Below are 19501 nucleotides of genomic sequence, written 5' to 3' on the forward strand. Positions count from 1 at the left end.
TTATACGTAATAAGTTGTACGCACAAATACTTAGGACGTACAACTTAAAATTTAAAACTCTATTCTAACGTGATATCTAAACCTAAGCCGCGAAGCTCATGTACCAATACATTGAATGATTCAGGTACAGATGGCGTAGGCAAATTATCGCCTTTAACGATTGCTTCGTAGGTCTTGGCTCTACCGATAACATCATCTGACTTAACAGTAAGAATCTCTTGTAGAATGTTGGATGCACCAAATGCTTCCAGCGCCCATACCTCCATCTCACCAAAACGTTGGCCACCAAATTGCGCTTTACCACCAAGCGGTTGCTGCGTAATAAGGGAGTATGGTCCGATAGAACGTGCGTGCATCTTGTCGTCTACCATGTGACCTAATTTAAGCATGTAAATTACACCAACAGTAGTTGGCTGGTCAAATCGCTCACCCGTTAAACCATTATATAAATAGGTTCTTCCGGAAGCAGGTAAACCGGCTTTAGCGACCCACTCCTCCACTTCTTCAGTGGAAGCTCCATCAAATATCGGTGTTGCAAACTTCACACCTAGTTTTTGTCCTGCCCAACCAAGAACGGTTTCATAAATCTGTCCAAGGTTCATACGAGAAGGTACCCCAAGTGGGTTTAATACAATATCTACAGGTGTTCCGTCTTCTAAGAAAGGCATATCCTCATCACGTACAATACGCGCTACGATACCCTTATTTCCGTGACGACCCGCCATCTTATCACCTACTTTAAGCTTGCGTTTCTTCGCGACGTAAACTTTAGCCATCTGCACAATACCGGATGGTAGTTCATCACCTACTGTAATGGCAAATTTATCACGACGATAAGCTCCAAGCTCCTCATTCAATTTGATATTATAGAAGTGTAAAGCCTGTTTTACCAGCTCGTTCTTGTCGTCGTCTGTGGTCCATTTAGAAGGGTTGATATTAGCAAAGTCAAGTTCAGCCAACATCTTCTGCGTAAATTTAGCTCCCTTAGGAATCAAAAGCTCTTTGTATACGTTATACACACCTTGTGATGTTTTGCCATTTACAATAGCAAATAATTTATCGATCAGGCGTTCTCTTAATTGACGAACGGCACGCTCATGATTAAGATCCAAACGTTCCAAAGCAGCTTTTTCCTCTTTCTTGTCAGCTTTTTTAGCACGCGAAAAGAGCTTTGTATCAATTACCACCCCACGGATTGACGGAGGTGTTTTTAAAGATGCATCTTTTACATCGCCTGCTTTATCACCAAAGATTGCACGTAAGAGCTTTTCTTCGGGAGAAGGATCGGATTCACCCTTAGGTGTAATTTTACCAATCAGGATATCTCCTTCGCGCACTTCTGCCCCAATACGGATAATACCGTTTTCATCTAAATCTTTGGTTGCTTCTTCAGAAACGTTGGGAATATCAGAAGTAAGCTCTTCTTCCCCGCGTTTAGTATCACGCACCTCCAATTCAAATTCTTCGATATGTAAAGAAGTGAATATATCTTGGCTTACCACTCGTTCAGAAATAACGATCGCATCCTCGAAGTTATATCCTTGCCATGGCATGAAAGCAACTTTCAGGTTACGCCCCAAAGCGAGTTCACCGTTTTCGGTCGCATAGCCCTCGCATAACACTTGTCCTTCAACCACACGTTGTCCTTTACGAACAATAGGCTTCAAGTTAATACAGGTGCTCTGGTTTGTTTTCTTGAACTTGATTAAGCGATATGTTTTAATATCATCGTCGAAAGAAACTAATTTCTCATCTTCGTTCCGATCATAGCGAATTTTTATCTCGTTCGCATCAACGTACTCAACCACTCCGTTGCCTTCCGCATTAATTAAGGTACGGGAGTCACTCGCTACACGGCCTTCCAATCCAGTACCCACAATAGGCGCTTGTGGACGCAATAATGGAACTGCTTGACGTTGCATGTTTGATCCCATTAATGCACGGTTCGCATCATCGTGTTCCAAGAACGGAATCAATGAAGCTGCAATCGAAGTAATTTGGTTCGGTGCAATGTCCATTAAATCTAAACGTTCCGGTTCGATGATTGGGAAGTCACCTTCGAAGCGGGCTTTCACTTTCGGTGTAGTGAAATTACCTTTTTCGTCATATTCTGCATTGGCCTGTGCGATGGTTTTGCCATCTTCGTCCTCTGCCGATAAATAAACGACGGGCTCTTCCACCACTACCCTACCATCTTGAACTTTTCGATAAGGAGTTTCGATAAAACCGAGGTTATTGATTTTTGCGTGTACACATAAGGAAGAAATCAAACCGATGTTCGGACCTTCCGGTGTTTCAATCGTACATAGGCGGCCGTAGTGCGTATAGTGAACGTCACGAACCTCAAAACCGGCACGCTCTCGCGAAAGCCCCCCCGGTCCGAGGGCAGAAAGACGACGCTTATGTGTGATTTCAGCTAATGGATTGGTTTGATCCATAAACTGCGATAACTGGTTGGTTCCGAAGAATGAATTGATAACAGACGATAAAGTACGTGCATTGATCAAATCAGTTGGAGTAAACACCTCGTTATCTCGAATATTCATTCGCTCGCGAATTGTACGTGCCATACGAGAAAGTCCTACCCCAAATTGGGCATATAACTGCTCGCCTACGGTGCGCACACGTCGATTAGACAAATGATCAATATCATCCACTTCCGCCTTCGAATTGATCAGATTTATCAAGTACTTAACAATGGCAATGATATCTTGCTTCGTTAATACTTTGATCTCATCAGGCGTATCCAATTGCAATTTACGGTTAATGCGGTAACGTCCCACATCACCCAAGTCATATCGTTTATCAGAGAAGAATAAGCGCTCAATAATACCACGAGCTGTTTCTTCATCAGGTGGTTCCGCATTTCTTAACTGACGGTAAATGTGCTCTACCGCTTCTTTCTCTGAGTTGGAAGTATCTTTCTGTAAAGTGTTATAGATGATAGAATAATCAGCGTTATTTGAGCTATCTTCTTTAGTGAGAATGATAGACTTAACACCGGCATCTATAATCATGTCGATATGATCGTCTTCCAGAATCGTTTCACGTTCCAGGATAATTTCGTTACGATCAATCGATACAACTTCTCCGGTATCTTCATCTACAAAGTCTTCAACCCATCTTTTCAGAACTCTAGCAGCCAATTTACGGCCAACTAATTTCTTCAAGCCGGATTTGCTAACTTTTACTTCGTCGGCCAATTCGAATAACTCAAGGATATCTTTATCCGAGTCATAACCAATAGCACGCAAAAGAGTCGTTACCGGGAATTTCTTTTTACGGTCGATATAAGCGTACATGACATTATTAACATCAGTAGCAAATTCGATCCAAGACCCTTTGAAAGGAATCACCCTCGCAGAGTATAGTTTGGTGCCATTGGTATGGCGGCTTTGGCCAAAGAATACACCGGGCGAACGGTGAAGTTGCGATACGATTACCCGCTCTGCGCCATTGATAACGAAAGTACCTTTGGGTGTCATATAAGGGATAGTTCCCAAATACACATCTTGTACTATGGTTTCGAAATCTTCGTGTTCTTCATCATTACATGATAAACGTAACTTAGCTTTTAGCGGAACGCTATAAGTTAAGCCGCGTTCGATACATTCCTGAATATCATAACGTGGCGGATCGATGAAATAATCCAAAAATTCAAGCACAAAAATGTTTCTTGAATCAGAAATAGGGAAGTTTTCAGAAAAAACTTTGAACAGCCCTTCCTGGTGGCGGTTATCAGAAGTTGTTTCCAATTGGAAAAACTCCTTGAAAGACTGCAATTGCACATCCAGAAAGTCGGGATAGTCGATGACTCTTTTGCTGGTTGCAAAGTTTACTCTTTCGTTACGAATATCTTTGTTTGCCAAGGGAATTATATTTTAGTTTAAATTAAACTTCACGCGACATGTTTTAACCGAAAGATGGTTCTGTACAGTCCAACAGTATTTTTGGGATAATATAAACGGCAATAGACCCCAGTAGAAATACCGGAGTCTAAAACCATTTAGGATCTCTTTAGATGAGAATTACTTAATCTCAACAACAGCTCCTGCTTCTTCTAGTTGTTTTTTCAAAGCTTCAGCTTCATCTTTAGCAACACCAGCTTTTAATTCTTTAGGAGCGCCGTCAACTAAATCTTTAGCTTCTTTAAGGCCTAAACCAGTTAAATCTTTCACTAATTTAACAACAGCCAATTTCTGACCACCAGCTTCTTTCAAGATTACATCAAAAGATGTTTTCTCTTCAGCAGCAGCAGGAGCATCACCACCTGCAGCAGGGCCAGCAACAGCTACAGCTGCAGCAGCTGGCTCAATACCATACTCATCTTTTAAGATTTGAGCTAACTCGTTAACTTCTTTTACTGTTAAGTTTACTAACTGCTCAGCAAACGCTTTTAAATCTGCCATTTTATTTTAAATTTTTGAATTTACTTTTTTCTATTAAACTATTGTTACTTGAACGGTTTTAATGGTTCCGTTAACCTCTTTCCTGTAAAGTTTTCACCAAACCTGCGATTGTACTTCCACCCGACTTAAGAGCAGAAACAACATTCTTAGCAGGTGATTGAAGCAATCCAATGATATCGCCGATAAGCTCTTCTTTCGATTTCAGAGCAACTAACGAATCTAATTGGGCATCCCCAACAAATACCGAAGCATCAATATAAGCTCCCTTCAAGATCGGCTTATCACCCTCTTTACGGAGTTCTTTGATCAATTTCGCAGGAGCATTACCTGTTTCAGAGAAAAGGATAGTAGAAGCACCTTTTAGCACCCCTTTTAGTTCTTCTGAATCAACTCCGGCTGCTTCTAAAGCTTTAACGATCAATGAATTCTTAGCTACTTGAATTTTGATACCTCTTTCAAAGCATTTGCGACGGATATTGTTAACTTTTGCAACAGTCAAATCAGCAGTATCAGTAATATAGAAATTACCGTAAGATTTGATCTGATCAGTTAAAGCTTGAACAATTTCTTGTTTTTCTTCTTTTCTCATGATTAAATCCCCGCTACTGATTTAGTTTCCACTTGAATACCCGGACTCATTGTTGAAGAGAGGTGGATACTCTTAAAATATGTTCCTTTCGCTGCAGACGGCTTCAATTTCGAAATTGTTTGGATTACTTCCAACGCATTATCATAAATCTTGTCTGCATCGAATGACACTTTACCAACTGAAGCATGAATGATACCGGTCTTGTCAACCTTGAAATCAATCTTACCGCCTTTTACTTCAGTAACTGCTTTACCCACATCTTGGGTAACCGTTCCTGACTTAGGGTTAGGCATTAGGTTTCTAGGGCCTAAAATACGACCCAATCTACCTACTTTAGCCATCACGCTAGGCATGGTAATAATGATATCAACATCGGTCCATCCACCCTCAATTTTGCTGATATACTCATCTAAACCTACATAATCCGCACCCGCTGCTTTAGCTTCTTCCTCCTTATCCGGAGTACACAAAACTAAAACACGTACGGTCTTACCGGTTCCATGAGGCAAGGTAGCTATACCACGAACCATCTGATTTGCTTTACGTGGATCTACGCCCAAACGAACATCGATATCCACGGACGCATCAAACTTGGTAGTGGTAATCTCCTTTACAAGTGCTGCTGCCTCCTGCAAAGTATACGCTTTACCAGCTTCAATTTTGGATAGTGCCGCCTTTTGATTTTTTGTTAATCTAGCCACTTTCTTAAACTGATTTCTGTTAATTAATTGTTCCAGGGTGCATCACCACTTACAGTGATACCCATACTACGTGCTGTACCAGCCACCATTTTCATGGCCGACTCTACTGTAAAAGCGTTTAAGTCGCTCATTTTATCTTTGGCGATAGCTTCAACTTGTTCCCAAGTAACTTTACCTACCTTTTTACGGTTAGGTTCGCCCGAGCCTCCCTTTATGCCTGCTACTTCAATAAGTTGAACAGCAACCGGTGGAGTCTTGATGATAAAATCGAAAGACTTGTCAGCATACACAGTAATTACAACCGGTAATACTTTGCCTGGCTTGTCTTGGGTACGTGCATTGAACTGCTTGCAAAATTCCATGATGTTCACCCCTTTTGCACCTAAAGCAGGTCCCACAGGGGGTGATGGATTAGCTGCGCCACCCTTCACCTGTAATTTCACTAACGCACTGACTTCTTTTGCCATTTTTCGATTTAATTTAAATTACTAAATGTTTGTTAGTAAGTTGGAAGCAATATAACGTAACATTTGTTTTTTTCTCACTCAAGTGGACTAAATTACGAGAAGTCCTTACACTTTTTTAGAGTGCGCAAAAATACAACAAAATTCAGAGAATAACAAAATATTTTTTTGTAAAATCTGAACTTTGTTGTATTAAGGCGAAAAATATTCGTTGGGATCGAGTAATAGAAGATTACTCCTTTTCAACTTGCATATAATTTAGTTCCAGCGGTGTCTTTCTACCAAAGACTTTCACCATCACCTTCAACTTCTTCTTCTCTTCGTTCACCTCTTCTATCTCGCCGGAGAAACCATTAAATGGTCCATCCGTTACTTTAACAGACTCTCCCACATAGTAAGGAACATTCATCATCTCGCCCTGCTCACTCATTTCATCTACTGTTCCCAGTATGCGGTTAACCTCAGCTTGTCTCAGCGGAATGGCATTACCAGCTTTGTCACCTAAAAATCCGATGACACTATTGATATTCTTTATAACATGCTCCAATTCTCCATCTAAAGCTGCTTCGAGTAAAACATATCCCGGATAATAATTTCTTTCTTTGGCGATCTTCTTTCCCTCGCGCATCTGAAAATATTTCTCCATCGGGATTAAAACCTGAGGAACCAAATGATTTATTCCTAAGCGATTAATCTCAGCCTCAATATATTGCTTTACTTTCTTCTCTTTACCGCTTACCGCGCGTACAACATACCATTTCAATTGCTGATCTGCCATTCTATAATCCTCCTTGATTTTAGGCCGTCGTACCGTAAAAAAGTTTCAATATTGCACTTGATGATTGATCCATTGCTAGTACAATCAGTGCTATGATGATTGACGCAACAAGCACCACCACCGCTGAATTCTGCAACTCCGACCATGTTGGCCAAGACACCTTCTGAGTCATCTCATGATAGGAGTCTTTTATAAAATCAAGTACATTTGCCATTGTATGATAGAGATATGTTCTTTAGACTTTAGCTAACGGTTCACTGTTAACCTTTTCACGCCAACGAAACCGACTGTTATTTAGCACGGGCACAAGGATTCGAACCCTGATCAAAGGTTTTGGAGACCTCTATTCTACCATTGAACTATGCCCGTAAAACGATTAGCTAATTGGCTTTTCACCAATTAGCTAATGCCTATATGCTTAATTAAGCGATAATTTCAGTTACCTGACCAGCACCTACTGTTCTACCACCTTCGCGGATAGCAAAACGTAGACCTTTTTCCATAGCAATTGCGTTAATCAATTTTACGTTGATTGTAACGTTATCACCAGGCATAACCATTTCCACACCTTCTTGAAGCGTAATTTCTCCAGTAACGTCTGTTGTACGGAAATAGAACTGAGGACGGTATTTGTTAAAGAATGGCGTGTGACGTCCACCTTCTGCTTTTGACAATACGTAAACCTCTGCCTTGAATTCAGTGTGAGGAGTTACACTACCTGGTTTACAGATAACCATACCACGACGGATATCAGTTTTTTCAATACCACGTAATAATAAACCTACGTTATCACCAGCCTCACCGTAGTCAAGGATTTTACGGAACATTTCCACCCCTGTTACAGTAGATTTCAAGTTTTCAGCACCCATACCTAAGATCTCAACTGGATCACCGGTATTGATTACACCACGCTCGATACGTCCTGTTGCAACGGTACCACGACCTGTGATTGAGAACACATCCTCGATAGGCATCAAGAAAGGTAAGTCTGTCAAACGTGGAGGAATAGGAATGTAGTTATCAACTGCATCCATCAACTCCATGATTTTGTCTACCCACTGAGCTTCACCGTTCAATGCACCTAATGCAGAACCTTTGATTACTGGGATATCATCACCTGGATATTCATAGAATGACAATAGTTCACGAACTTCCATCTCTACCAAATCCAACAACTCAGGGTCATCAACTAAGTCAGTTTTATTCATAAATACTACAAGAGCAGGTACACCTACCTGACGAGCTAATAGAATGTGCTCGCGAGTTTGAGGCATAGGACCGTCAGTTGCAGCAACAACGATGATCGCACCGTCCATTTGTGCAGCACCTGTAACCATGTTCTTTACATAGTCAGCGTGACCTGGACAGTCAACGTGAGCATAGTGACGGCTTGCAGTTTGATACTCTACGTGAGCAGTGTTGATTGTAATACCACGCTCTTTTTCTTCAGGAGCCGAGTCAATTGAATCAAACGAACGAGCTTCTGACAAACCTTTATCTGCCAAAACTTTAGTAATAGCAGCAGTTGTAGTGGTTTTACCGTGGTCAACGTGACCGATTGTACCAATATTTAAGTGTGGTTTACTGCGGTCAAATTTCTCTTTTGCCATTTTTTATGCGTATTAGTAAGTTAATTTTTATTTTGGTTCTTTTTTATTTACACTTACGAGCCAATGATGGGACTTGAACCCATGACCTCTTCCTTACCAAGGAAGTGCTCTACCGCTGAGCTACATCGGCTTGTTTGAACAACAAAAAGCTAAAGCCGATACCGGTTTTAACTCTTTGATTCAAGAGCGGAAGACGGGTCTCGAACCCGCAACCTATAGCTTGGAAGGCTATCGCTCTACCAATTGAGCTACTTCCGCTTATTTATGATGATTTTATCGGATGTATATCATTACAACATCTATTTTATCAGAAAATCCGATCGATGAGTACAAACACCAAACAACATCTAAATGGTGGGGGGAGAAGGATTCGAACCTTCGAAGCCGAAGCAACGGATTTACAGTCCGTCCCATTTGACCGCTCTGGAATCCCCCCAACTTAGAGCCCCCTGCCGGGATCGAACCAGCGACCTACTGATTACAAGTCAGTTGCTCTACCAGCTGAGCTAAGGAGGCAATACTATTAAGAACTTTCTACCCTTTTTGGAACCCTCTTTTCTTGATCTGACCCCCTGTGTTCCCTTTGGGACTGCAAAGATAGACAAGAAAGTATTAATTCAAAAAAAAAGTGAAAATATTTATGCTAAAAAAATGCCCGCCTGACCAAATAGCTTAATTATCAGGGAAATATTTTTCCAAATTTTTCCGCTTTCAGACAACTTCCCTTCGCTACAGTTGTAATGAACGAAAAAAATCCCTCAAGGACTTTCTCCTTAAGGGATTCTTCCAATAAAAATTGAATACGACTAGCCGAGCTCTTCTTCCTGCACTTCAGCCAGCACTTCTTTATGATGTGTCACTTTAGTTCTTGTCTTTGTTTTGTGTTTATTTATTTGCCTACGCAATGACTCTATCGCCAAATCCGTCGCTTCTTCAAAGCTTTTGGCCTGCCCTTTAGCAAAAAGCTGATTCCCTGGGATATTTAACTTAAACTCCGTAATTTTATTAGCTTCGTCTTCCACGTTTTCCAGCTTCAGATAACATTCACCTGCTATGATCTGATCAAAAAACTGATCCAGCTTGTCTACACGACGTTGAATAAAGTCTACCAATTTTCTGTCTGCTTTAAATTGAATAGATTGCGTGGTAATGTTCATAAATCCTCCTTTTTTAAGCTTTGGGATGAGCTTGTTTGTAAATAGATTTCAATCGTTCCACAGAATTGTGCGTATATACCTGTGTTGCGACTAGATTTGCATGACCTAATAACTCTTTAATAGCATTTAAATCTGCCCCTTTATTTAATAACGCTGTTGCGAAGCTATGCCTTAGCACATGGGGGCTCTTTTTTTGCTGAGAGGTTATCAGTGACAAATAACGAATTACTACTTGATAAATAAGCTTTGGATAAGCTTGTTTACCTTTTATAGTAACGACTAAAGTTAAGGAATTGTTATCTAAATTTTCAATTTTTTTTAATTTTAAATATTGTTCGATTAAAAGTTTTAAATGAGGCAGCATAGGCACTATCCTTTCTTTATTTCGCTTGCCTAAAATGCGGATCGTCTGATTATAATAGTCTATATCTTTCTCCTGTAATTGTATCAATTCAGTCAAACGCATCCCGGTTCCAAAAAGCAATTCGATAATGAGCCGATCCCGCTGCCCTTCAAAATTGTCCTGGAAGATATGATCGTGATCCAGTAACTGGTTCAATTTATCTTCTTGGATAACGACGGGTAACTTTTTCGGTTTCTTTAGGGCTTTAACCAATAAGGTAGGATTTGCTCCGTAAAGACTTTCCCTTTGTAAGAATTTATAATAAGTACGTAATGAGGATAATATCCTATTAATGGAAGACGCCTCTAGGCCGCTGTCCATCAGTATCGATAAATAGTACCTCAATTGCTTGTGCCCCACTTCCTCAAATGATATCTGTTCGGCAACCCAAAACTGCAGATAACTACGGACATCTTTTTCATAGGCCTTTAGCGTATGTTCGGAGTAATGTTTCTCAAACCGCAGAAAGGACATAAATCGTTCTACATACATATCTTCTTTTTTTGGTGTTGACTTCTTTCTACCAATATTTCATCCGAAACGGACACCCTACTTTAAAACTGCTTATACCGCCTTGCATTTCAGTTCTTAAATATCGTAAAAACAGATCATATTATAGCTGTTTCCTAGCCACTTTACCTTTTACAATGAAAAGTTTGACAATGGCTTTCTTATCAACAATGGTGTCTCCCGCATATTCCGGATTGGCCGCTCGCAATACGAGCTTAGTATGATCCGAGTGCGGAAACAGCAATTTAACGGTAACCAATTTATTGGCTAGCTCATTGGTAACAACCAGATAGGCTTCCCCCCAAAGGATCACTTCCAAGTTTGACACTTCCTTAACGATGATTATATCCCCGCCGGTAAATTTCGGGTTCATGCTATCACCGTATATTGGTAGATAGGCTGTACAATCATTAAAAGGACGAAAATTGACATAAAATTCGGGCACTTCCTGAAAAACATCCGCTCCGTTAAATACCACATCGGGCTGAATATTATAAAAAGGTACTTCTCTCTCTAACGATTCATTTGCCGAGCGAACGTCTTTCCCTCCTTGTCTATGCTTATAGGGTATATTTGATAAAAATGGCGCGCCCTCTTTCTTTTCAAGCCACTTCAAACTTATATTATGATAGTCAATAATATCTTTTGCTAACCGTTTTCCTACAACCCTACCACCGTTTTCAATCGACGAAAAATTATTGACATGTTTGGCAATTCCACCATAAAACTGCTCTAAAGTCATCTTTTTCAACAATCGTGCCTCTTTAAATAAAGGCCCTAATTCCGCTCTATCTAAATGATCTATCATAATATCAAAAAATATTTTTTATAACATAAAAATATACTATATTTGAATACCTCTAAGGTACGCAATTATGAATAACCATCAATACAATTTTTTTAAACTTTAATTTATGGAAAATCTTCACGAAGCAATCCGAACAAGCAACTTTCGTTACCTAACGGAAGATGCTATCCAAACTCCCTTATCTTTTATCGAAAACTTCTGCTATTTTGAAGCAGAGGTAGAAACTTTCAGGAAAGACATCCTTTTTTTTCTTCATGCCGCTACAACAAGAAAATCAGATTTCAACGGAAAGTTTTATGTCAATTCTGAAGACTATGCTTATAACTGCCGACAACTAATTTCAGTCATTGAGGTACTATGGGTACTGTATCATCAACCTATACCTCAGCTAAGAATTCCGGACACCCATCCCCTTTACCAAAAATCATCTTGGGCAACAGACCGTATCGATGTTGAAAAAAGAATAAATAGCGGCGCTGCACATTTCAGGAAGCTGGAAAATCGGGAGATAAACGATATCGGATTTTTTTTGGAAGAATTCTTTTTATATCGTAACCTCAATGAGTGGCGAGAAATTTTGGATGACCTGCTAACGTATGCTTATACCAACGAAAGTATCTTCGATGGTACCGAATTATTGTATGAATCTGTTGCGATTTACGAATACCTGGAAAAAGCAGTCGAAGCAATTTTCTTAATTGCAGATCTAAACTTTAAATACAACAAATCAACCGATGATATCCAAACAAAAGGTGTTCAGGAAACAAATCTAAACCCTACTGCGCAAATCAACGGAATCACTTTACCCAACCCAATTCAAGAAGTACCGTCTTTAGATGACGACACCTTCACCAATAACCTGATACAATATCTCGAAAAATTTTGGAGTCATCTGGAAGAGGGCAATGAAAATCATTCATATGGGCCCGTCATGTTTACAGAAACACTTGAAAAGGAACTCCTGTCCTATTTTGAATCTTTTCATCCTAAATTTCTTAGCCGAAATTTCCGGAGAATTTATATGGGATATCTCGAGCATTTATTTGCAAATGGCACCCCCTGGTATTACCATGAACTACGAGCTTTCACCGCTCATATGGACACATTTTTTGAACTTCTGGAATTGGCAGACCAAGAAACCGCACACTGGCCTCAGGAAGATCGTATAGGATGGGATGAAAACTAAAAAAAAGCCGTTCACAGAGCTTTGTTGTGAACGGCTTATATAATTGACATCTACTTTCTAAACCGTATCTTGGTTCAATGATTGTTTGTAGATTGCTTTTTTAATTTGAGTACGGCGGGTAACAGATTTTTTTTCGTATGCTTGGCGCGCACGAAGCTCTCTTAACACTCCAGTTTTTTCAAATTTTTTCTTAAAACGCTTCAAGGCTTTATCTAACGATTCGCCATCTTTTACATTTACGATAATCATGCTCTTTATACCCCCTTTCTATTGTCAAAATTTGGGACAACAAAGGTAAACATTAATCCGTTAAATTAAAAGCGATTTTCAACATTCTTTCACTTTTAATTCCTCTCCTATTTATATTAGATGGCAATGCAGTAAAAACAGCTTATTTCTTAGTCTCCTTTTAGTAGGGTGGCCCTCAACGCTAAAGACGCAATATGTGTATTGGCATAGGTATATTGAACCTCTGCTTTAACAAAACCGCTCCCTAGCAAAAGGCCAAAGCCACCCGCTGCTACGGTTTCATTAATACTCGATTTAAATAGGTCTCTATATTCATAGCCTGTTTCTTCCACCACATCCCGGACATACGCATCATTTATTTTCAGTTTGAAAACACCATTAGTTCCCAAATCACTTGTTTGATGAACAACTCCCCCATGTCCATAAATCTCTACAAAAGAGTTTACCCGATAGTTAAAAAAAGCTAAAGCCTGTTGTGTTTTAGTGTGATGTGATAACTCCAAGGAAGTGCCCGCTGTACTAAAATAGTCATTATTAAAGGTTAAAAAACGTTCTCCGTTCGGTGTAAAACTCGTCTTGTTTCGCATATATGAAAGCAGTAAGTTAACGGTAAAGTTTGGATCTTCATCGTCAGTAAACCATTGAGAAATATTATGTCGGATAGCCCCGCCCCATGCAGATACATCCACTTTACCCTCATTTAATCCTATCGCAAACGGCATTACTCTCAAAGACAATTCGGTACTTTTTCCGAGCCCCACACTCAGTTGCGGCATGACGAAGGGAGTGACTCCTACGCCGGTGCCGATCCCATCAATCATATTGAAATTTGCGCTCAGATAATCACCCGTAACTGGATTAACTAATCTATTGTTTGTGGCAGGGTCTAATAGAAAAACACTGATAGCACTTCCTTTGGCATCTGTGAACATACCAGGGGTTAAAGGGGCAGCGATTACGTTTGCGCTTTGATATAATTGATCCATGCGAATATAACGATTCCCGTCATTGATAGGAATAATAGCAGTGGATCCTACTAAACTAAAAGACAAATGACCTGCCTGCTTCGGTATAGCCCCGCCTTGCCAGCCCTGATTGAGGGAAAAACCAAAATTAGAAGAAAATAAATTGGTATACGCTGCAAAATAGCTGTTACCAAAACGTTCAATATCTCGCACCTGCATTTCATAGTCTTGCAACGTTTGGGCTTGCACCACATTGCTAATCAGTAGAACGAGTAAAAGCCAGCTACACTTCATTAGCCTAGGAATATAGGACACCCTTAATTTAATCATGATTGGAAGGAATGAGAGTAGCATATCCTATTTGAGAGCTACCATTCGTTAAACTTATGTTGAGAGAATCGTAGTCTGATTCAAGAACTTGAAAAGTTAGCTGCTCTTTTAATGCATCCGATACAGCAGGAACCGTAATTCTCAATTCTTTTTGATTTGACCCTTCTAGCGAATAGGTGGCAAACACCTCTGATTTCTCTCCGAAAAGCTCTTCAAAGACGCCACACACACCTTCTGCCACTGGAGCATCAATTTTCACTTTTGCCCCTTTTCCACCCTTATAAAATGTGAATTTTAACCCTTTTACACACTGCCATTCCGGTCTTTCTGTTACATCCAATTTATCCTCATCGTAGATACGGTCAATCAACCAAGTTTTCTCTCCGCCATTCTGATTAAGTTGTTGAAGGGCTAAATGCAGATAGATGGCCGAACTATTAATCGTATTTCTCAGCGTTGCATTGTCAGCATATGAAAAAATTGCCTTACAGCCGGCGCTTTCAATAGACTTTTGGGTCAAACGCCCCAGCTCAGCCTGATTTGACCAGCTGTTAGTTCCATCAGCATACCGAATATCGATGAAGGGAATCGAGGTTTGGTCCGTGGGTAAAACCAGTTGACTCTTCGACAGGCTATCAGGTTCAACGGCATGTTGTCCTTCCGTGAAATCGCGTTCATTGGTATATACCTTTATATAGGCTACCTCTTCAATGGTTTGCTCGGGAAAGATATAGATATAGTCCATTATGTTACAGACTTTATCGTGCTCGCAGCTTGAGAGGCAAAACAAAAGTAGTCCTAAAAATAGTGTTGTAAAAGCTTTGTTCATATTTAAACTTGTTAACATCTGAGCCAATCCTCCCTATGGAGTTGGTATTGCGCATCTGTATCAACCATTCGGCTCATTATTTAATTGAGATCGGCGCATTGTGTCTTGCATTCCCAGATATACGAATAACGAGCAGGCAATGCATATCGTGATATACCAATAAAAGTAATTTTCGTGTCCTATATCTTTAAACCATAAGGCAATGTATTCTGCTGATCCGCCAAACACTGCAACAGTTAACGCATAAGGTAAACCAACGCCCAAGGCCCTAATTTTTGCCGGAAAGAGCTCCGCTTTGACAATAGCATTTATGCTCGTATACCCACTAACTATTATCAATGCTAGCAGTATCAACCAAAAAGCCTGCCATTTATCTTCGACATGTTGTAAAGCATTCAATAAAGGCACCGTAAAAAGAGTTCCCAGCGCACCGAAAGCGAGTAACAGGGGTTTTCTTCCGATTTTATCCGATAGTAAACCGAAAATCGGTTGCAGTCCGGCGAAAATCAATAAAGCAAGAAACGTGATTAAAGTAGCATCTGCATTAACAAGCCCAACGGTATTAACAAGAAACTTTTGCATGTACGTGGAGTAAGTATAAAAAGCCAAGGTCCCCCCTAACGTCAAACCAATGACCGTCAATATCTCCTTAGGGTGCTGTATTAATAGCTGTAAAGAACCTTTTTTTTTCTGTAATAGTTCCTGTTGTTTAAAAGCTCTCGTTTCATCCAGATGCTGTCTCAAATACAGGGCCACCACCGCCAAAACTGCTCCGATAAAAAACGGTATCCGCCATCCCCACATAAACAAATCCTCTTCGCTCAGTAAAAGCTTCTGTAAAAGTAATTGGATTCCCAAGGCGATTAACTGTCCTCCAATGAGTGTTACATATTGAAAGCTCGAATAGAAACCACGCCTATCGGGTGTAGCCATCTCGGAAAGGTAAGTAGCCGATACACCATATTCTCCACCTACACTCAACCCCTGCAATAATCTTGCAATTAACAACACAATAGGAGCAATCATGCCAATCTGGTTATAGGTAGGAGAACAGGCAATAATCAATGAACCGAGAGACATTAATAAAACAGATAAAGTCATTGATTTTTTCCGGCCAAACCGGTCCCCGATAAAGCCAAATACATATCCGCCTAGCGGCCTCATTAGAAATCCAACAGCAAATATAGCTGCTGTATTTAAAAGTTGCAGGGTACGGTTGTCTCCCGGAAAAAAAGAAGCAGAAAAATAAATGGTAAATGCAGAATAGGCGTACCAATCGTACCATTCAACTAAATTACCGATAGACCCTCCAATAATAGCTCTTAAACGTCTCCTTGAAATAGTACTTGACATATGCTTATAATTGATAACAGTACTTGCTTTAGCTGGCAAATTATAAATTTTATCGATTTTTTCTTATTTTAAGCCCTTCAAATCTATATAAACACTAACCATTCGATGAAAAGAACAGCATCCAAATTCGTTAACACACTCTTTGGCTTGATGGCTATAATATGCCTTCTGATTCCCCAAACATCAATTAAAGCACAGGACAATCAATTCGGAAACTGGTACGCATGGTTTAATAATATTAAATTCAATGCCAAGTGGGGAATGAATAACGATATTCAATTTCGGGCAGGGAAGAACTGGAACGAAAACTCACTTATCTTAATCCGGCCTGGAGTGAATTATTACGTCAGCGCCAATCAAACCGCTTCAGCGGGGTATGCAACGACTCTTGTGACACACAAATTAACAGGTGATCAGCCGCGATTAACGGAACACAGAATTTGGGAGCAATATATCATCACCGGTAGGCTTCTAAATATCCCTGTTCAACATCGATTTAGACTTGAGCAACGTTTTTTAAAGCGTCCTGATGAAAGCGTTTTTACTCAGAGGGCAAGATATTTTATTAGGGGAATTATTCCTATCAATAGCCCTTTACAACAACCCTTTAATAAGGGATGGTTCCTCGCACTTCAAAACGAATTGTTCTTTAACATTCAAAATAAGGATAATGTTAACGGGAGCCTATTTGATCAAAACAGAGCCTATGCAGCTTTCGGCTATCGATTTTCACAAAAATATGATTTAGAAATAGGCTATATGAATCAATTTTCGAAAAGAAATACCCAACCAAATCTGCTAAACCACATAGCGCAGATTGCCTTCTATACACGACTATAGAAGGCTACTGTAATCATTATTGTATCTTTTCAACAAGCAATTTAATATCCGGATCCTTCATAAAAAGATTCCATATTAAACCGGTGCGTGCATTTTCCAACATAATGGGAACAATTCCTTGGTGAATAGGGTCAAAATTTCCGGAAACCCAGTTATCTTTAAAATTAAATTCATCCCTAAACCCATATTCTGTCCATAAAAAACTTCCCAAGTTTCTGTAATAATTTTTGAGCGCTTCCATAGCGATCGTGGGTGTATATGGATAAGTCGCAATGGCTGCGGAGGGATTAAAACGATTTACAAAAGCCGAATCCTTCCCAACATAAGGCCACAGTAAATTTGTTATGCTCACAAACTGTTCACCGCTGTCCAAAGCTGCCCGATAGTAAATCATTGACAAATCACATTGATTATCAAAATAATTGACCGTGCTATCAATAGGGCTCCTCGGATTGATAGCCAAAAAAGGCAGTTGCTGTTCTATCAGTGAAGTTTGAACGGATCCCGCCACCAATCGGATTCCGTAATAGGTACTGTCGATCATGAATGATTCACGATTATAAAGCTCGGGCTTTTCCCCATTTTTCCCAAAAAGTAACGTATCACTAACAGAGGTCGACAATCTGCCGATAGCAGGACCAACATACTTCAGTGGCTGTTTAAATCCAAGCTTATAGGAGGCGGGAGTAATTGCGTGACTTGGTGAAGCGATTGCTAATAGATAAGCGATCAAGCTACCGTTGTACCCTCCTATTGGCGCCGACTTAGTAAATGAGCAGGCAGGAGACCAGACACTGTATAGATGATAGCCATTTCCTTCCTTCACAAATTTCGTCCAATCCACCCCGTTCCATAGAGAGGAAATAGCGTCTCTCAATTCACTCTCGTCAGCACTCTCCTTATCAAAATAATTTCGAGCAACCAGCAAACCTTGCATTAAATAAGCCGTTGACTCAATATTGGCCGCTATTTCACAAGAATCAGTCATGATAGGCTTACCGGATCTCCCGTTAAGCAATTCCGGAAAAGCGCCATGATAAGTAGTTGCCCTTCCCAAAAATTTAACGATTTTCTTTAAACGATCCAACAGTAGTTGCCGCGGAATAAATTTTCGTTCTACACCAATTACTTGAGCCAAAATGCCAATCCCCGTCCCTTTCACAGAAATACTGGCATCACTAACCAACGGAGAAATTTTATGCATGCCGCTATTGAACTCCGTTTCATTTGTGAAATAGGCGATATGCGATTTCTCAATTGAATTTAACAGGTCTTCATCTCCCGCCAATTTAGTTTCAGCTGTTTTAATTTCCGAAAAGGGCGATTCCCGATACTGATAATCAACCCAAGCGATTTTGTAATAATAAGACACATTGGTGCGCGGAACGAAGTCAGTATACTTGTTAAATGAGATTGGTCTAACGGCAACCGGGACAAAGTTTTGGTTATCTTCAGATCGGTATATTTTGATGTAGCGAATACTGGGCGTGAGGGGTAACTGCCACATAATATCAACGTGTCTTTCATGAGCCTCTACAGATGAGAGTACAGCCTTGCCGGTAAGCTTCATATCGGGGGTTTTAGTAGGCAAGAATTCAATTTGATCAATAAATAACCGATGTTCCTTGCCATCCATATTCGTTCCCTGCTTAAAAATTATACTGCTTATCGGTGCTTGGTTGTCTAAATTCCCTATGCCTTTCAAAGGAATTTCAACCGACAACCACGCATTATCCTGATAGTTCTTTATAAAAGATTGAATTTTAACCTCTTCGGAGATATTTTCACCTTGAGCGAGTTGTATATTAGGTAATTCCGTTTTCGTAGTAGCACTTGAAACAAAAATCTTAAAAATCAATAAGTCGTTGTTTTTGGGTAAATGACCATAATCGCTGCTATAGTGGATAACCGATTTCCACTCACCCTCATTTCCGGAAATATAATTCAACATAAGCGAATTTCCCGGAGTAAAAAAAACACTATCCACTACCGGTAGATGGCCATTCATGTGGTTGATCCAACTGTTACCGGCAAAGGACGACTGTGAATAGTAGTAACTTTTTGGCATCAAACTGTTTTCGAACAGCACCTCGGGATAGTTAGAGGCCTCAGCTTGAATGCTTAATAGAATAGCAAGTAAGAGAAAGTATATTTTGTTCATATTAGCGTATCTTAACAGTCAAAGATTGGAGCAAAAACCAAGCCATGGCATCTTTGACAGCTTTCAAGAATCTCTCTTCTCATTTACCGATAAAATTAGGTCTTTTACCGACAAACTGTGTGCATCCGCCAAGTTCTGATGAAACTAAAGTGAAATATT

At 40.0% G+C, this 19501-nt stretch carries 18 protein-coding genes and 5 tRNA genes; 2 read left to right on the top strand and 21 right to left on the bottom strand.

Features of this window, described 5'->3' with window-relative positions:
• Positions 1-59: 59 nt before the first annotated feature.
• The 16 genes from rpoB to M1D52_RS19135 all read right to left on the bottom strand — a co-directional run bounded on the left by rpoB (position 60) and on the right by M1D52_RS19135 (position 11429).
• Positions 60-3869 (bottom strand): DNA-directed RNA polymerase subunit beta, encoded by a 3810-nt coding sequence (rpoB, locus tag M1D52_RS19060; protein WP_013665681.1) that lies wholly within the window; start codon positions 3867-3869, stop codon positions 60-62.
• A gap of 159 nt (positions 3870-4028) precedes the next feature.
• Entirely contained in the window at positions 4029-4409 is a 381-nt protein-coding gene (gene rplL / locus M1D52_RS19065) for a 50S ribosomal protein L7/L12 (protein ID WP_130856890.1), read from the bottom strand.
• Between the two features lie 70 nt (positions 4410-4479).
• Positions 4480-4998, bottom strand: a complete 519-nt coding sequence (rplJ, locus tag M1D52_RS19070; protein ID WP_013665679.1) for a 50S ribosomal protein L10 — start codon at positions 4996-4998, stop codon at positions 4480-4482.
• Between the two features lie 2 nt (positions 4999-5000).
• Positions 5001-5699 carry a 50S ribosomal protein L1 gene (gene rplA / locus M1D52_RS19075; protein WP_013665678.1) on the bottom strand — a complete coding sequence of 233 codons (699 nt, stop codon included), beginning with the start codon at positions 5697-5699 and terminating at the stop codon, positions 5001-5003.
• Between the two features lie 23 nt (positions 5700-5722).
• Positions 5723-6166, bottom strand: a complete 444-nt coding sequence (rplK, locus tag M1D52_RS19080; RefSeq protein ID WP_013665677.1) for a 50S ribosomal protein L11 — start codon at positions 6164-6166, stop codon at positions 5723-5725.
• Between the two features lie 229 nt (positions 6167-6395).
• Positions 6396-6941 carry a transcription termination/antitermination protein NusG gene (gene nusG, locus M1D52_RS19085; RefSeq protein WP_013665676.1) on the bottom strand — a complete coding sequence of 182 codons (546 nt, stop codon included), beginning with the start codon at positions 6939-6941 and terminating at the stop codon, positions 6396-6398.
• Between the two features lie 19 nt (positions 6942-6960).
• Positions 6961-7155, bottom strand: a complete 195-nt coding sequence (gene secE / locus M1D52_RS19090) for a preprotein translocase subunit SecE (protein ID WP_013665675.1) — start codon at positions 7153-7155, stop codon at positions 6961-6963.
• 84 nt (positions 7156-7239) lie between these two features.
• Positions 7240-7310, bottom strand: a tRNA-Trp gene (locus tag M1D52_RS19095).
• Between the two features lie 53 nt (positions 7311-7363).
• Positions 7364-8551: an elongation factor Tu gene (tuf, locus tag M1D52_RS19100; RefSeq protein WP_013665674.1), complete on the bottom strand. Its 1188-nt coding sequence runs from the start codon at positions 8549-8551 to the stop codon at positions 7364-7366.
• A gap of 58 nt (positions 8552-8609) precedes the next feature.
• A tRNA-Thr gene (locus M1D52_RS19105) sits at positions 8610-8681 on the bottom strand.
• Positions 8682-8736: 55 nt separating this feature from the next.
• Positions 8737-8809, bottom strand: a tRNA-Gly gene (locus M1D52_RS19110).
• Positions 8810-8903: 94 nt separating this feature from the next.
• Positions 8904-8987, bottom strand: a tRNA-Tyr gene (locus tag M1D52_RS19115).
• Between the two features lie 7 nt (positions 8988-8994).
• A tRNA-Thr gene (locus tag M1D52_RS19120) sits at positions 8995-9067 on the bottom strand.
• 290 nt (positions 9068-9357) lie between these two features.
• Positions 9358-9708: a ribosome hibernation-promoting factor, HPF/YfiA family gene (gene hpf / locus M1D52_RS19125; RefSeq protein WP_013665673.1), complete on the bottom strand. Its 351-nt coding sequence runs from the start codon at positions 9706-9708 to the stop codon at positions 9358-9360.
• Positions 9709-9721: 13 nt separating this feature from the next.
• Positions 9722-10603, bottom strand: coding sequence for a tyrosine-type recombinase/integrase (locus M1D52_RS19130; RefSeq protein WP_013665672.1), 882 nt, complete (start codon positions 10601-10603; stop codon positions 9722-9724).
• Positions 10604-10724: 121 nt separating this feature from the next.
• Positions 10725-11429 (bottom strand): LexA family transcriptional regulator, encoded by a 705-nt coding sequence (locus M1D52_RS19135; RefSeq protein WP_437393270.1) that lies wholly within the window; start codon positions 11427-11429, stop codon positions 10725-10727.
• A gap of 106 nt (positions 11430-11535) precedes the next feature.
• On the opposite strand from M1D52_RS19135, the gene M1D52_RS19140 reads away from it, so the two are divergent.
• Positions 11536-12615 (top strand): hypothetical protein, encoded by a 1080-nt coding sequence (locus tag M1D52_RS19140; RefSeq protein ID WP_437393269.1) that lies wholly within the window; start codon positions 11536-11538, stop codon positions 12613-12615.
• Positions 12616-12672: 57 nt separating this feature from the next.
• Here the strand turns inward: M1D52_RS19140 and rpsU are convergent, their stop codons facing one another.
• The 4 genes from rpsU to M1D52_RS19160 form a co-directional block, all read right to left on the bottom strand.
• Positions 12673-12864, bottom strand: coding sequence for a 30S ribosomal protein S21 (gene rpsU / locus M1D52_RS19145; RefSeq protein WP_013665669.1), 192 nt, complete (start codon positions 12862-12864; stop codon positions 12673-12675).
• Positions 12865-13013: 149 nt separating this feature from the next.
• On the bottom strand, positions 13014-14123 hold the full coding sequence (locus M1D52_RS19150; RefSeq protein ID WP_437393268.1) for a DUF6588 family protein: 1110 nt from the start codon (positions 14121-14123) through the stop codon (positions 13014-13016).
• A 28-nt stretch (positions 14124-14151) separates the two neighbouring features.
• A complete protein-coding gene (locus tag M1D52_RS19155; protein WP_013665667.1) occupies positions 14152-14904 on the bottom strand; it encodes a hypothetical protein in 753 nt (250 codons plus the stop codon).
• 144 nt (positions 14905-15048) lie between these two features.
• Complete coding sequence (locus M1D52_RS19160; protein WP_437393267.1) at positions 15049-16341, bottom strand: MFS transporter; 1293 nt, start codon at positions 16339-16341, stop codon at positions 15049-15051.
• A 105-nt stretch (positions 16342-16446) separates the two neighbouring features.
• On the opposite strand from M1D52_RS19160, the gene M1D52_RS19165 reads away from it, so the two are divergent.
• The gene (locus tag M1D52_RS19165; RefSeq protein ID WP_013665665.1) at positions 16447-17181 is read left to right on the top strand and encodes a DUF2490 domain-containing protein; all 735 of its coding nucleotides are present in this window, start codon (positions 16447-16449) and stop codon (positions 17179-17181) included.
• A gap of 16 nt (positions 17182-17197) precedes the next feature.
• Here M1D52_RS19165 and M1D52_RS19170 read toward each other — a convergent pair whose 3' ends face one another.
• Positions 17198-19342 carry a glucoamylase family protein gene (locus tag M1D52_RS19170; RefSeq protein ID WP_437393266.1) on the bottom strand — a complete coding sequence of 715 codons (2145 nt, stop codon included), beginning with the start codon at positions 19340-19342 and terminating at the stop codon, positions 17198-17200.
• Between the last annotated feature and the right edge of the window lie 159 nt (positions 19343-19501).

The sequence above is a fragment of the Olivibacter sp. SA151 genome (genome assembly GCF_054130995.1).